This window comes from Streptomyces vietnamensis, from assembly GCF_000830005.1.
Classification (GTDB): Bacteria; Actinomycetota; Actinomycetes; order Streptomycetales; family Streptomycetaceae; genus Streptomyces; species Streptomyces vietnamensis.
Genome location: NZ_CP010407.1, coordinates 7,116,680 through 7,129,853, shown reverse-complemented (window position 1 = coordinate 7,129,853; position 13,174 = coordinate 7,116,680). Strand labels below are relative to the sequence as shown.

General features: G+C 73.3%; 12 protein-coding genes and 1 tRNA gene. 9 read left to right on the top strand and 4 right to left on the bottom strand.

The window, feature by feature from the left end; all coding sequences use genetic code 11:
- The first annotated feature begins 29 nt into the window (after positions 1-29).
- The 6 genes from rpmB to SVTN_RS32030 all read left to right on the top strand — a co-directional run bounded on the left by rpmB (position 30) and on the right by SVTN_RS32030 (position 5,680).
- A complete protein-coding gene (rpmB, locus tag SVTN_RS32050; RefSeq protein WP_041132229.1) occupies positions 30-266 on the top strand; it encodes a 50S ribosomal protein L28 in 237 nt (78 codons plus the stop codon).
- On the top strand, positions 266-571 hold the full coding sequence (gene rpsN / locus SVTN_RS32045; protein WP_041132228.1) for a 30S ribosomal protein S14: 306 nt from the start codon (positions 266-268) through the stop codon (positions 569-571). The genes rpmB and rpsN overlap by 1 nt, the downstream gene beginning before the upstream one ends.
- A 663-nt stretch (positions 572-1,234) precedes the next feature.
- Positions 1,235-1,405 carry a 50S ribosomal protein L32 gene (gene rpmF, locus SVTN_RS32040; RefSeq protein ID WP_041132227.1) on the top strand — a complete coding sequence of 57 codons (171 nt, stop codon included), beginning with the start codon at positions 1,235-1,237 and terminating at the stop codon, positions 1,403-1,405.
- A 6-nt stretch (positions 1,406-1,411) separates the two neighbouring features.
- Positions 1,412-2,572, top strand: coding sequence for a GTP-binding protein (locus SVTN_RS32035; protein ID WP_041132226.1), 1,161 nt, complete (start codon positions 1,412-1,414; stop codon positions 2,570-2,572).
- Positions 2,573-2,707: 135 nt separating this feature from the next.
- Positions 2,708-3,100, top strand: coding sequence for a site-specific integrase (locus SVTN_RS46670; protein ID WP_425429027.1), 393 nt, complete (start codon positions 2,708-2,710; stop codon positions 3,098-3,100).
- 339 nt (positions 3,101-3,439) lie between these two features.
- Positions 3,440-5,680 carry a sulfatase family protein gene (locus SVTN_RS32030; RefSeq protein ID WP_041132225.1) on the top strand — a complete coding sequence of 747 codons (2,241 nt, stop codon included), beginning with the start codon at positions 3,440-3,442 and terminating at the stop codon, positions 5,678-5,680.
- A 289-nt stretch (positions 5,681-5,969) separates the two neighbouring features.
- On the opposite strand, the gene SVTN_RS32025 is transcribed toward SVTN_RS32030, so the two are convergent.
- A tRNA-Pro gene (locus SVTN_RS32025) sits at positions 5,970-6,043 on the bottom strand.
- An 85-nt stretch (positions 6,044-6,128) separates the two neighbouring features.
- Positions 6,129-8,783, bottom strand: coding sequence for an ATP-binding protein (locus tag SVTN_RS32020; protein WP_041134450.1), 2,655 nt, complete (start codon positions 8,781-8,783; stop codon positions 6,129-6,131).
- Positions 8,784-8,980: 197 nt separating this feature from the next.
- On the opposite strand from SVTN_RS32020, the gene SVTN_RS32015 reads away from it, so the two are divergent.
- Positions 8,981-9,619: a DUF309 domain-containing protein gene (locus SVTN_RS32015; protein WP_078908580.1), complete on the top strand. Its 639-nt coding sequence runs from the start codon at positions 8,981-8,983 to the stop codon at positions 9,617-9,619.
- Here the strand turns inward: SVTN_RS32015 and SVTN_RS32010 are convergent.
- Together SVTN_RS32010 and SVTN_RS32005 are read right to left on the bottom strand one after the other, a co-directional pair.
- Positions 9,605-9,976: a DUF488 domain-containing protein gene (locus SVTN_RS32010; RefSeq protein WP_041132224.1), complete on the bottom strand. Its 372-nt coding sequence runs from the start codon at positions 9,974-9,976 to the stop codon at positions 9,605-9,607. The two genes, SVTN_RS32015 and SVTN_RS32010, sit on opposite strands and share 15 nt — an antisense overlap.
- 160 nt (positions 9,977-10,136) lie before the next feature.
- Positions 10,137-10,739, bottom strand: a complete 603-nt coding sequence (locus SVTN_RS32005) for a TetR/AcrR family transcriptional regulator (RefSeq protein ID WP_041132223.1) — start codon at positions 10,737-10,739, stop codon at positions 10,137-10,139.
- 150 nt (positions 10,740-10,889) lie between these two features.
- On the opposite strand from SVTN_RS32005, the gene SVTN_RS32000 reads away from it, so the two are divergent.
- A complete protein-coding gene (locus tag SVTN_RS32000) occupies positions 10,890-11,816 on the top strand; it encodes a phosphatase PAP2 family protein (RefSeq protein WP_245727703.1) in 927 nt (308 codons plus the stop codon).
- A complete protein-coding gene (locus SVTN_RS31995) occupies positions 11,813-13,054 on the top strand; it encodes a DMT family transporter (RefSeq protein WP_107072774.1) in 1,242 nt (413 codons plus the stop codon). The genes SVTN_RS32000 and SVTN_RS31995 overlap by 4 nt, the downstream gene beginning before the upstream one ends.
- Positions 13,055-13,174: the final 120 nt, after the last annotated feature.

Genomic DNA, 13,174 nt, shown 5'->3' with positions numbered 1-13,174 from the left:
CCCATCCAGCAGGAAAGGCGGCATCACCCATGTCAGCTCACTGCCAACTGACCGGCGCCAAGCCGGGTTTCGGCAACACGATCTCCCACTCCCACCGGCGCACCTCGCGCCGTTTCGACCCGAACATCCAGCGCAAGCGCTACTGGCTGCCCAGCGAGGGCCGGCACGTCCGGCTCACCCTGAGCGCCAAGGCGATCAAGACGGTGGACGTGATCGGCATCGAGGCCGCCGTGGCGCGCATCCGCGCGCGAGGGGGGAAGGCCTGATGGCGAAGCGCAGCAAGATCGCAAAGAACGAGAAGCGCAAGGAGATCGTCGAGCGGTACGCCGCCCGGCGGGCCGAGCTCAAGGAGGTCATCCGCCGCCCGTCCTCCACTCCGGCCGAACGGGACGCCGCCCTCGCAGAGTTGCGGCGCCAGCCCCGCGACGCCAGTGCCACGCGCGTACGCAACCGCGACAGCACGGACGGCCGCCCCCGCGGCTACCTGCGCAAGTTCGGCCTCTCCCGCGTACGAGCACGACAGCAGGCACACGCCGGATTCCTGCCGGGAGTGACCAAGTCGTCCTGGTAGAGGCCGACTTGACGCAACATTCAGCCTCGCCGGCCGGGCACCCGAGCGCGCGAACCGTGGCCATCCATTGAAAATGGATGCCATGAGCGTTTAGGGTCTCCCGCGTCCGCGTGTGGACCTGCGGGGCCGCGAGGGGACCCAAGGACCACACGCGGACACCCGGAAAGCCGAGGCGTCAAGCGAAAACCGGCTCGGCGCGCCGCGCAGGACCTCACCGCCGACGCCTACCCGGCCGTCCAGCACCTGGCGACTGGCGGACACGCTTCCGTCGACGCGGCGGCACACGCCTGCCGGACCCTTCCCCCCGCAGCCGCGGCGCAGCGGGATCGACACCGACAGCCCGGACGATCGCAACGACCGCACCCCACCCCCGCCGCCGTCAACCTCACCCCCTCCCGAGGAACGTCGCCGACGCACGCCGAGCGGAAGGACTACGGGCCGGCGGCGAGATCAGACGGCGGGCCACACCTCGACATCGACCGCATCACCGGCGCACCGGATGCCGCCCTGGTCACCGACGCCGACCTTGCACTGGGCCGCGCGAACCGGGCCAAGCAGTCCGCCCCCTTCTTCAGCCGCAAGAGTCGCAAGAAGCCAGATTGATAATGGCAACCATTTTCATATAGCCTCTGCGCGTCAGGAACCGGACCAAGGAGTCTCACGATGGCCGTCCCCAAGCGGAAGATGTCCCGCAGCAACACCCGCCACCGTCGCGCCCAGTGGAAGGCGACCACGCCCCAGCTGGTGCCGATCACCGTGGACGGCGTCGTCTACCGGGTCCCGCAGCGCCTGGTGAAGGCGTACGAGCGTGGCCTCGTCCAGCCGGAGGGCTGAGCGCTCATGACGCCCACCGACCGGCTTCCCGTGACCGTGTTGTCCGGGTTCCTCGGGGCCGGGAAGACCACCCTGCTCAACCACGTCCTCGGCAACCGCGAAGGACTGCGGGTCGCGGTCATCGTCAACGACATGAGCGAGGTCAACATCGACGCCGCACTCGTGCGCGGCGGTGAGGCGGCCCTGTCCCGCACCGAGGAACGTCTGGTCGAGATGACCAACGGGTGCATCTGCTGCACCTTGCGCGACGACCTGCTGGAGGAGGTCGACCGGCTCGCCCGGGAAGGCCGCTTCGACCACCTGCTCATCGAGTCGAGCGGCATCTCCGAACCGATGCCCGTGGCCGCGACGTTCTCCTTCCCCCGCGACGACGGGGCCACCCTCGGCGACCTCGCCCGCCTCGACACCATGGTGACCGTCGTGGACGCCGCGGGCTTCCTGCCCGAGCTGGACGGCGGCGACGAACTCGTCGCGCGCGGGCTCGACCAGTACGAGGACGACGAGCGCACCGTCAGCGATCTCCTCATGGACCAGGTCGAGTTCGCGGACGTCATCGTCCTCAACAAGCTCGACCTGGTCGGACCGGACGAGGCACGCCGACTGCGCGCGACGCTGTCCCGGCTCAATCCGGAGGCGCGGATCGTCCCGGCCGTCCAGGGAAGGGTTCCTCTCGAACACGTCCTGGGCACCGGCTTGTTCGACGTCGAGCGGGCCCAGCAGGCCCCCGGCTGGGTGAAAGAGCTCAACGGCGACCACGTACCGGAGACCGAGGAGTACGGCATCGCCTCGCTCGTCTTCCGCTCCGACCTGCCCTTCCACCCCGGGCGGCTGTGGACCTTCGTCACCGAGGGGCTCGACAGCGGCACCTTCGGACGAGTCCTGCGCTCCAAGGGATTCTTCTGGCTCGCCAGTCGGCCCGGGGTGACGGGCCTGTGGTCCCAGGCCGGCGCAGTCGCCCGGTTCGAACCGTCCGGCGCCCGCGGTCCGGAGGCCACGCAGGGCCAGGAACTCGTCTTCATCGGCACCGGACTGCGTTCAGACGCCCTGCACGCGGCGCTCGACGCCTGCCTGCTGGTGCCGGGCGAGGACGTCCCCGCCGACGACGACTTCCCCGCCTGGGAGACGTACGGCATCGAAGCCGCCTGCGAGCACGAGCAGGCGGCCTGAAACACCGGCCCCGCACACTCCGGGCCGGACGGTGGTCGCAGCCACGGCACCGTCCGGCCCGGCCCCTTTCTCGCTTACTGCCACCCGGCCGACCCGGAGACGGCCGATCTGTTCGAGGTCCTGATCGGCACCGGCATGCGCAAGGGCGAAGCCCTCGGCCTGCACTGGGACGACGTCCACCTCAACGAGGGCGTGCTCTACGTGCACTGCACGCTCTCCGCCGTCGACAACAACCGCCTGGCCATCACGACACCGAAGACCCGGCCGAGCAGAGGCTGGGGCGCCATCTCACCCCGCGTCGCCACCGCACTCCGCCGCCGGGCACGCTCAGCACCCGACCCCGCAGCGACCCCACCGACCCCTTTGCGGGGCTGGTCTTCTGCCGGCCCGACGGCCGCCCGCTCGGGCCGCACCAAGTACTCGACCGAATCCGCCGACCTGCGTTTCCGCACAGTCGGGACGACAGGGTTTGAACCTGCGACCCCTTGCCCCCAGCCGCACTCAGTTCGGGCGCAAACGGTGCACTGAGAGTCGTGTCGTGCACCACCGGGCACATCGTGTGGTCCTCAGCCGGTCCCCAGATCCCTTGTACTGACGACCGGGCACCTACTCGGACTCGTCCGGTCCTCTGCAGGGTGGAGAGCGGCCCCGACCCTGCCTCCCGCCGAGCCCGCTCCTCGGACTCTCCGAGCTTCACCGGGACCGCGATCGGGATCGTGCGGTCCGGCCGAGGATCCGTCAAGTCGGATGCCGTCACACGTTCTTCATGCTCTGTGCATGGTCCTGGTGCGGCTCCCCCGCGCACGATCAACAGACGCCGGGCCCGACCCAGCCCGGTCGTACCCGCACCCGAGGAGCAGTCCCCCCATGCCCAGTCGCCGTACCTTCCTGGCCGCTTCGACCGCTACGCTCGGTCTGACCGCCGTCACCGCCACCACCGCCGGGTCGGCACAGGCGGTGCCCGCGGTGACGGTCCCGGACACGGCGGACGGCTCCGGCGCCCGGCTGCCGAACATCGTCGTCGTCCTCGCCGACGACCTCGGCTACGGCGAACTCGGCGCCTACGGCCAGAAGCTGATCACCACCCCCCGCCTGGACCGGCTCGCCACCGAGGGGCTCCGCTTCACCGATGCCTACTCCACCGCCGCCGTCTGCGCACCCTCTCGCTGCTCCCTGCTGACCGGACTCCACACCGGCCACTCCACGGTCCGCGCCAACCCCTCCTCCGGCGGCCAGGGCTCGCTCACCGCCACCGACACCACCTTCGCCCAGGTGCTCCGGGCGCGCGGCTACCGAACCGCCGTGATCGGCAAGTGGGGCTTCGGACCGGAGGCCGCCGGCCAGGACAGCCATCCGGCCGCCCGCGGCTTCGAGGAGTTCTACGGCTACATCGACCACAGTCACGCCCACCAGTACTACCCCGAGTACCTCTGGCACAACGCGGTCAAGGAGCCCATCCCCGCCAACGCCGGCGGCGCCAAGGCCGTATACGCTCCTGACCTCCTCGAACAGCACGCCCTGGAGTTCATCGACACCCACGCCGCCGAACCGTTCCTCCTCCTGCTCACCCCGAACGTCCCGCACGCGCCCAGCGACATCCCCGACACCAGCGCCTACGCCGACCGGAGCTGGACGGCCGCGGACAAGGGGCACGCGGCCCAGGTCTCCTACTTCGACTCACTGGTCGGCAAGGTGGTCGACCGGCTCCGCGCCCTCGGCCTGGAGCAGGACACCGTCGTCCTCGTCACCAGCGACAACGGCCCCCACGAGGAGGGCGGGGTCAACCCCGACCTGTTCGACGCCAACGGCCCGCTGCGCGGCTACAAGCGCAACCTCTACGAAGGCGGCGTACGCGTGCCCCTCATCGCCTGGGGCCCCGGCCGGGTCCAGCAGGGCACCAGCAACCGCCCCACCCCGCTGACCGACGTCCTCCCCACCCTCGCCGAGCTCGGCGGCGCCCCCGCCCCCACCGACGTGGACGGGCTCTCCGCCGCTCCCCTGCTCGCCGGCAGCCCCGACTCGGCGCGCCACGGACACCTGTACTGGTTCCGCGACGAGCTGGGGGTCACCAGCCGGGCCAACGCCCAGGACAACAAGCGCGCCACCTGGCTCGCCGAGGCGGTCCGCAGGGAGAACTGGAAGGCCGTGCGCTTCGCCCCCGAACGCGACCACAACCTCCCCGACGACAAGTGGCAGGTGGAGCTGTACGACCTGGAGACCGATCTCGGCGAGACCCGCAACGTCCTCGACAAGAACCCCTCCAAGGCCGCGGAACTGGTGGCGCTGATGCGCTCCTCCTGGAAGGACACCTATCCGCGCACCCCGTTCGGGACCCGCCTGACGCTGCCCCGCCTGGCCGTCCCGGGCCAGGCGTTCACCGTGACCGCCACTCTGGACAACGGTTCCGCACGGCCCTGGACCACCGCGGCGCTCGGCCTGCGCGCCCCCGCCGGATGGACCGTGACCTCCGCCTCCCCGACCACGGCCGAGGAGCTCGCCGTCGGCGCCCGGCTCACCGCCTCCTGGCAGGTCACACCGCCCGTGGACGCCGCCCCCGCGACCACGTGGGAGCTCACCGCGGAGGGCACCGCCCGCACCCCGGCCGGTCCGGTCCACTACCCGGCGACGGGCACCGTCCCGACCCCTCCTCCCGCCCCCAAGCGCGACTCCTACCTCTCCGACCTCACCTGGATCAGCGCCACCAACGGCTGGGGACCGGTGGAACTCGACACCTCCAACGGCAAGAGCGCCGCCGGCGACGGCCCGCTGATCTCCTTCGGCGGTACGACGTACCCCAAGGGCCTGGGCGTCCACGCGCCCAGCGACATCGCCTACCACCTCGGCGGTGCCGCCGTACGCTTCACTTCCCTGGTCGGCATCGACGACTTCTCCGCCAAGCAGAGCACCCTCGGTGCCACCCGCGCCAAGGTCTACGGCGACGACCGCCTGCTCCTCACCACCCCCACCCTCACGGCGGCCACCGGCCCGGTCCAGATCGACCTGGACGTGCGCGGCGTCCGCGTCCTGCGTCTGGTGGTCGAGGACGCCAACAACCGCACGTCCTTCGACCACACCTCCTGGGCCCTGGCCCGGGTCACCGTGTCCTGACCCCGCACCCACATGCCAGAGGCCGTTTCGGATCACTCCGAAACGGCCTCTTTCTCAACGGGACGGCCGCCACGGGCGCGGCGACCTCGTCGGCGAGGAAGGCCCCGAAGGTGAAGGAGAAGCCGAAGCGTTCGGCCTCTGTCGTGCATCCGGTGGACTTGACGAAGGTGGCGAACTGCGCGTTCGTCACCGTCGTGGCCGCACCGCCGTTCCATCTGGTCCCCAAAAACGATCAAGGGGCCGTTTCAGATTGCTCTGAAACGGCCCCTTGATCTGCGACTTTTACAAGTCGGGACGACAGGATTTGAACCTGCGACCCCTTGACCCCCAGTCAAGTGCGCTACCAAGCTGCGCCACGTCCCGATGCTCGTCTCCGCGGGGTTTCTCCCGCGTCGCCGTGCAGGGAAAACATTACCTCACTCCGGAGGGTGGGATGACGCACCCGCTGTCACTTGTCCGAGGTGAGGAGGTCGGCGCCGCAGGTGGCGGCCAGGGCGGTGGCTTCGGCGAGGGTGGTGGCGGAGCCGGTGGCGTGGGCGAGGTCGAGGCGGGCGCGGGCTTCCTCGTAGCGGGACGGCGACGCGGCGAGGTGTTCGACGGCCTGTGCGAGGAGCCGCTGGGACTCGGGCGGGTCGGCGAAGAGGGCGAGGCAGCGGAGGGCTTCGCCGAGGGCGGTGTGCGTGCCGAGGCGTTCGGCGTGGGCGTGGGCCTCGCGGGCGATCCGGGCCGCGCGGTCCGGGTCGGTGGGTGCGAGGGCGCGGGCGAGGTCGAGCGGCCAGGGGGCCCAGACGATGTGGTGGCGGCCGCGGACGGTCAGGGCCTCGGCCGCGCCCTCCAGGGTGGAGACGGCCTCCTCGGTACGGCCTTCGGCGAGCAGGAGCCGGCCGAGGACGCTGGGGCCGTCGGGCAGCACGATCGCGCCCGGCCAGGGCGGGCCGAAGGAGTACCGGTCGGCGACGGCGCGTGCCTCGGCGGTACGGCCCCGGGCGACGAGCGTGTCGACGAGCAGGCAGGCGGTGTCCCAGTGGACGGGCAGGCCGTCGCCGACCCGGTCGGCGAGACGAAGGCCCTCCTCCAGGTGGTGCTGGGCGCGGGGCAGGTTGCCGCGGCGCCGGTGGACCAGGCCCAGGAGGGTGTGGGCGAAGGCGAGGTGGACGCCGCTCCAGCCGGAGATCTCGAAGGCGCGGACCGCCTCGGTGAAGAGGGCCTCGGCCCGGTCGGGACGGTCGGCGAAGGCGTACGCGATGCCGGTGAGGGCCGGGATCTCGAAGCCCCAGACGGGGTCGGTCCAGCTGAGCCCGCGGGCGGGCACGCCGTCGACGAGGGCGAGGTCGCAGAGCCGTACGACCTCGGCGGCGGGCTCTCCGCGCATCATCGCGTCGAAGGCGCGGACGGTGATGAGCGCCCGTTCGGAGTTGTCGGCCCCGGTGAAGCCGGCGGTGAGCTCGGCGAGGCGGCGGGAGCGGTCCGGACCGTCCATCTCGGCCGCCTGGAAGCCCTCGTACATGAAGTGCGCGGCCTGGAGCCGTCGTCGGCCGGTGCCGGGGGGCGTCCGACCGTACTCGACGGCGGCGGCCCGCGCGGCCTCCTGGAGCTCGTTGTTGTGGGCGAGGGCCTGGGTGAGCCGGAAGGTCGCGTCGATGCGCAGGTCGTCGTCGAGACCGGGCAGTTCGAGCGCGGAGCGCAGGTGGCGGACGGTGGCGGCGGGCGCGGTGAGCAGGGAGGCGCAGCCGAGTTCGTACAGGACCCTGGCGTACGTGTCGGGGCCGGGCGGTTCGACGAGGGCCCGCTCCAGGCAGCGGCGGGCCGCGTCGGGGGCTCCGACGGCGAGGTGTTCGACGGCGGCGGCCCGCAGTTGGCTCACGACGTCCTGGTCGTCGTCGGGGTGCACCTCGAGGAGGTGGCGGGAGACGGCGGCCGGTCCGTGGCCCGCCTGGGTGAGTGCCCAGGCCGCCAGTCCGTGCATGGCGGTGCGCATCGCCGTGGGCACGGAGCCGTACACCGCGGTCGCGATGAGCGGATGCGTGAACTCCAGCGGCGGGACGGGCACGATCGCGAGTCCGTTTCGGCCGGTCGTCGGCGGGCTCGTCACGATCCTGGCGGCGCGGAGGCGTTCGGTGTCCTCGGCGACCTCCTTCGCGGACCTGCCGGTGAGGGACACGAGGAGTTCGGGCGTGCTGTCCGTGCCGAGGATGGCCGTCGCCCAGGCGAGGCGGGTCGGGCCGGGGCCGAGCTCCTCCAGGCTGGCGACGAGTCCGCCGCCGCGGGTGCCGGCGCCGAGGTCGCGGAGGAGGGCCGCGGAGCCGGCGACGGGTTCGAGCATCCGGTCGCGGGCCTTGGCGAGCAACTCGACCGTCTCGTACGGGTTGCCGGAGGTCACCGACCACAGCTCGTGGCAGAAGGGGTCGTCCGCGTGCCCGCCGAGCACGTCCCGGGCGAGTGCGGCGGTGGCCCCCGAGGTGAGGGCGTTCAGGCCGAGGGTGAGGACGGCGCGGTCCGCGAGCGCGGCGAGCGTCGCGGGCGCACCGGGGCCCTGCGGCTCCCGTACGAACGGGCGGTGGGCGAGGACGACGAGGACCGGCAGCCGGTGGTCGCGCCGGGTGCGGGTGAAGGCGTCGAGCCAGGCCAGGGATTCGGCGTCGGCCCAGTGGACGTCGTCCACGAGCAGCACCGGGGGCCGGTCCCGCAGCCGGTCCGCGAGACGGTCCAGGAGCCGGGCGAGGCCGAGCAGCACGCCCTGCGGGTCGGCGGGCGCGTCCAGGGGCGGCGGGGCGATGCCGAGGGCCGGGGCGAGGAGGTCGAAGTGGTCGCCGAAGAGGTGCCTCACCTCGTCCTCGGCGAAGCCGTCCAGGGCCGGCTGGAGCAGCTGACGGGTGAGGTGGAAGGGGACGGAGGTGAGGGTCTCGCCGCCGCGGGCGGTGAGGACGGTGCACCGGTCCCGGGCGGTGCGGTGTATCTCGGCGAGGAGCGCGGTCTTGCCTATGCCCGGCTCGCCCCGGTAGACGAGGATGCCGCCGCGCGGGGGACCGCCGGCCGCGGCCCCTGCGACGAGTTCGTCGACGGCGTGGGCGGCCGCGGCGAGCTCCGAGCCGCGTTCGAGCAGCCCGCCCCGCCCGGCGTCGGAGACGCCCGGCGCGAACGGCGTTGCGGGCGGCGACTGTTCGGGATCCGTCGGCACCGGTGACTCACTCCCCACACGAACTGTTGGCATGACGCGTCCGGCACCACCCGCGCGGACCGTAACAGCGTCGGACCGTCGAGCCTAGCGGTCGTGATCGTCCATGGGGCGACAATGGACGGGTGAACCGGACAACGGGTGACCACGGAGACGGGCGGGACGGGGCGGAAGACGGCGCGCGGGGCGGTACGCGGGACGGCGTACGGGACGGCGCGCGGGACCGCGAGGGGAATGGCGTACGGAACCGCGAGGGGGACGGCGTACGGGACGGCGCGCGCGGCAGGGATCGCGACGCGGCGGGGCGCGCCCGCAGCGCCCGGCCGCGCGACGGCCTCGGCCGTCCGCTGCCGTACGGGGCGGAGGGGGTGCCCCGGCAGCCCGAGGGCGTCGTCCGCGGGCCGGACGAGACCGTGCGTGAGGCGCAGCGGCTGCTCGACGCCGGGATGCCCTTCCACGCGCACGAGGTCTTCGAGGACGCCTGGAAGTCCGGCCCGGAGTCGGAGCGGGACCTGTGGCAGGGGCTCGCCCAGCTCGCCGTCGGCCTGACGCACGCGGCCCGCGGCAACTCGGCGGGCGGGGCCAGGCTGCTGCGCCGGGGCGCCGACCGTCTGGCGGGCGGGAGCGGGTCCGTTCCCGGTGCGTACGGGATCGATGTCGGCGGACTCGTGGCGTGGGCGCGGGAGTTGGCCGACCGTACGGAGGGCGGGGACGGGGGCGTGCTCGACGCGGCCGCGGAGGCGCCCCGGCTACGTCCGCTCTAGTTCGCGCCGCAGTACGGACGTGTGGCTCACGGACGGGTCCTTCGCGGCCGTCAGGAGGGTGACGGTCTCCCGGGCGGCGAGGTCCCGGAGCCGGTCGAGGGCCTCGGCGGCCTCCGGGGCGTCGAGTTCGGCCTCGTAGCGGCGGCAGAACTCCTCGTACTCGCCCTCGGGGCCGTGGTACCAGCGGCGGAGTTCGGTGGACGGTGTGAGCGCCTTGGGCCACTCGTCGACGCGGGCGTCCGTCTTCTTGAGGCCGCGCGGCCAGAGCCGGTCGACGAGGACGCGCACCCCGTCGTCGGGTGACGGGTCCTCGTAGACGCGGCGGACGCGGACGGCGGGGGCGTGTGCGGCGGCCATGACTCCAGGGTGCGGGACGGGGCGGGGTCTCTCCTCCCCCGACGCGCGGCGCGGGGCAGTGACTCGGTCTTCGACGCGCAGGCCGGGGCTGGGCCTCGGTCTGCGACGCGCAGGGCGGGGCCGAGGCTCACCCGTCGACGCGCGGCGCCGGGCCGGGGGTTCAGCCTTCGACGCGCAGTGCCGGGAGGAGGACGGCGTCCACGAAGGTGCGCATGGTCGAGGCGTCCGCGAACCGCTCCTCGTAGAGCCGCTCGATGCGGAGCATGCCCATGAAGCAGGGGGCGACGAAACCGATCGCCGGGTTGTCGGCGTCGACCTCGCCGCGCTCGACCGCCCGCGCGACCACGGCGTCGATGGCCGCGACCTCGGGGGCGATGACGGTCTCGCGGAGGGCGGCGCGCAGGTCGGGGTGCTGGATGTAGGCCTGGGCGACGGCCTCCATCAGCTCGGCGTCCCGCTCGCGCCGGGAGGCGGAGATCCGGGCGGCCTCGCGCAGGTCGCCGGCGAGGGTGCCGGTGTCGATGCCGCCGAAGACGATGCAGCGGCGCCGGGCGAGGGCGGCGGTCACGAGCTGGGGCTTGGTGCCCCACTGCCGGTAGAGCGTGGCCTTGCCGCACTTGGTGCGGGCGGCGACGCCCTCCATGGTCACCGAGTCGTAGCCGCCTTCGCGGAGGAGGCAGAGCACGGCGTCGTAGAGCTCCGTCTCACGCTCCGGCGTGATCTTGCTGCGACGGGCTGCGGCGGTCGCGGCCTGTGTGGACATCGATCCCTCCCGGACACCTCTGTCTCTGCACATACGAGAGTAGGGGGTGCACAATCGAGACGCAAACGTATCGAGACGCTTGCGTCTCGATGAAAACAGATCTAGGCTCACTCCGTTTGTTGCCGATTTGACGGATTAGAGGGCCGCGCGATGGCTGTCGGGATACGCGGGACACGAGGGGAGCACGACCGGGACGAGGACGCGGGGAACGCGTCCGAGTCCGAGTCGGAGCCCGAGCCGTCACCCGTACCCACACCCGCACCCTCGCCCCGACCCGGATCCGCGTCCGCGCCTGCGCCTGCGCCGGCGTCCGCGTCTGCGCCTGCGTCCGCCAGGCCGCCGCTCCTGCGGGAGCTCCTGCTCGTCACCACGCTCTTCCTCGTCTACAAGTTCGGCCGGCTCTTCGCCAACGGCCACGAGACCCGCGCCTTCCGGAACGCCGACCGCGTCTGGGACGCCGAGCGCGCGCTCCACCTGCCGGGCGAGGGAACGATTCAGCAGCTGCTCCTGCACGGCGAACCGCTGATCCGGGCGGCGAACACCTACTACGCGGCCGTGCACTTCCCAGCCACCATCGCCTTCCTCGCCTGGCTGTACTGGCGCCGCCCCGCGCACTACCTGTGGTCGCGCCGGGTCCTGGCCCTGACCACCGGCGCCGCGCTCGCGCTGCACCTGCTGATGCCGCTCGCCCCGCCCCGGATGCTCGCCGCCTCCGGACTCGTCGACACGGCCCGCGTCTACGGCCCCTCCGTCTACGGGGCGACGCCGGAGACGGACTCGATGGCGAACCAGTTCGCGGCCATGCCCTCGCTGCACTTCGGCTGGGCCCTGATGGTCGCGATCGGCCTGATCGCCGCCACCCGGTCCCGCTGGCGGGTCCTCTGGCTGCTGCACCCGCTGCTCACCCTGCTCGTCATCGTCGGCACCGCCAACCACTACTGGTTCGACGCGCTCGCCGCCGCCGTCCTCCTCGGCCTCGCGCTGCTCGCCGTCCGCGCGCCCGGCCGGCGGACGGCGCCCCCACCCGTACCCCGCCCGCTCGGTGCGGCACCCCTCCCGGTCGGAGCCCTGCGATGAACCCCGCCGCCGGCACCGCGCTCGCGGTCCTGCTCTCCCTCGTCTCCGCCGCCGGGTACGCGCTCGCCGCCGTCGCCCAGTCCCGGCTCGCCGCCGCCTCCCCCGCCGCTCCCGACGGGCGCGGCGCGCTGCGCGCCCTGCTCGCGCGCGGGCAGTGGTGGTGGTCGGTCGGCCTCAACGCCGCCGGCGCCCTCGCCCACGTGGCCGCCCTGCACTACGGGCCGCTGACGCTGGTGCAGCCGCTCGGCGCGCTGACCCTCGTGGCGGCGCTGCCGCTGGGCGCGTACTACGCACGGCGCCGGGTGACCCGTACCGAATGGCGCGGGGCCCTGTGGACCCTGGGCGGGCTCGTCGGGATCGTCGCCGTGACCGGGCCCACGGCCCCCGGCGAGGCGCTCAGCCTGCGCGAGTCCCTGATCGTCGCCGCGGCGACCGCGTTCCTCATCGCCGCGCTGGCCTCCGGGCGGGTGCACGGGCGCGAGCGGCGCGGGGCCGGCGGGCCGGGCGCGAGCGGGCTCGGGCACGCCACGGCGTCCGGGATCGCCTCGGGCGTCGCCTCCGCGCTCACCCAGACCCTGACGGCGGCGCTCGCGCTCGACCTGCCCGGCGCCGAGCCGACCTGGTGGCAGACCGCGCTGCTCGCGGTGCTGATATCCGGCTTCGCCAGCGGTGGCCTGCTGCTGTCCCAGGCCGCCTACCGGGGCGGGCTCGCGGCCCCGCTGGCCGTCGTCAACCTCTCCAACCCGGCGGCCGCCGCGGTCATCGGCGTGGCCCTGCTCGGCGAGACCTTCCGGGCGGGCGCCTGGGGCTGGCTGATCGCGGCGGGCGCGTCGCTGGTCGCAGCGCGGGGCGTGGTCCTGCTGACGAAGGGCGGCGCGGCAACGGCGGAGCCCGCGCCGGTTCCGGTGGCCACGGCGGCAGGCCCGGCGGAGCCCTCGCCGATTGCCGCGCCTGCGGCGTCGGGCCTGGCGCTCGCGCCGTCGACTCTGTCGGTCCCGTCGACCCTGCCGGCCTCGTCGATCCCATCGCTTCCGTCGGCCCCATCACTCTCGTCGATCCCGTCGGTTCCGTCGGTTCCGTCGGTTCCGTCGGTTCCGTCGGCCAGGGAGGCGCTCCTCGCGGCCGTTCCGGCGCCGCCCCTCGCCCCGGAGGCGCGGCCGGGGTCGGGGTCGGCGTCCCGCGCCACCGGCCTCGGCGCATCCGAGAGCGAGCCGGTGCCGGCACCCGTCGCGGGGTGAGTACGGCGGTCACGCCGACCGGACCCAGGGGGCGACGGCCACACGGCCGTCGCCCCCTCGGCGTACGGGGACCCCCGAATTCGTCATCTTGACGACAACTATCCGAACCCCTATCGTCAA

Coding starts and splice junctions, on each gene's coding strand:
- rpmB (WP_041132229.1), top strand. CDS start 30: ATGTCAGCTCACTGCCAACTGACCGGCGCCAAGCCGGGTTTCGGCAAC.
- rpsN (WP_041132228.1), top strand. CDS start 266: ATGGCGAAGCGCAGCAAGATCGCAAAGAACGAGAAGCGCAAGGAGATC.
- rpmF (WP_041132227.1), top strand. CDS start 1,235: ATGGCCGTCCCCAAGCGGAAGATGTCCCGCAGCAACACCCGCCACCGT.
- SVTN_RS32035 (WP_041132226.1), top strand. CDS start 1,412: ATGACGCCCACCGACCGGCTTCCCGTGACCGTGTTGTCCGGGTTCCTC.
- SVTN_RS46670 (WP_425429027.1), top strand. CDS start 2,708: ATGCGCAAGGGCGAAGCCCTCGGCCTGCACTGGGACGACGTCCACCTC.
- SVTN_RS32030 (WP_041132225.1), top strand. CDS start 3,440: ATGCCCAGTCGCCGTACCTTCCTGGCCGCTTCGACCGCTACGCTCGGT.
- SVTN_RS32010 (WP_041132224.1), bottom strand. CDS start 9,976: ATGGCCGCCGCACACGCCCCCGCCGTCCGCGTCCGCCGCGTCTACGAG.
- SVTN_RS32005 (WP_041132223.1), bottom strand. CDS start 10,739: ATGTCCACACAGGCCGCGACCGCCGCAGCCCGTCGCAGCAAGATCACG.
- SVTN_RS32000 (WP_245727703.1), top strand. CDS start 10,890: ATGGCTGTCGGGATACGCGGGACACGAGGGGAGCACGACCGGGACGAG.
- SVTN_RS31995 (WP_107072774.1), top strand. CDS start 11,813: ATGAACCCCGCCGCCGGCACCGCGCTCGCGGTCCTGCTCTCCCTCGTC.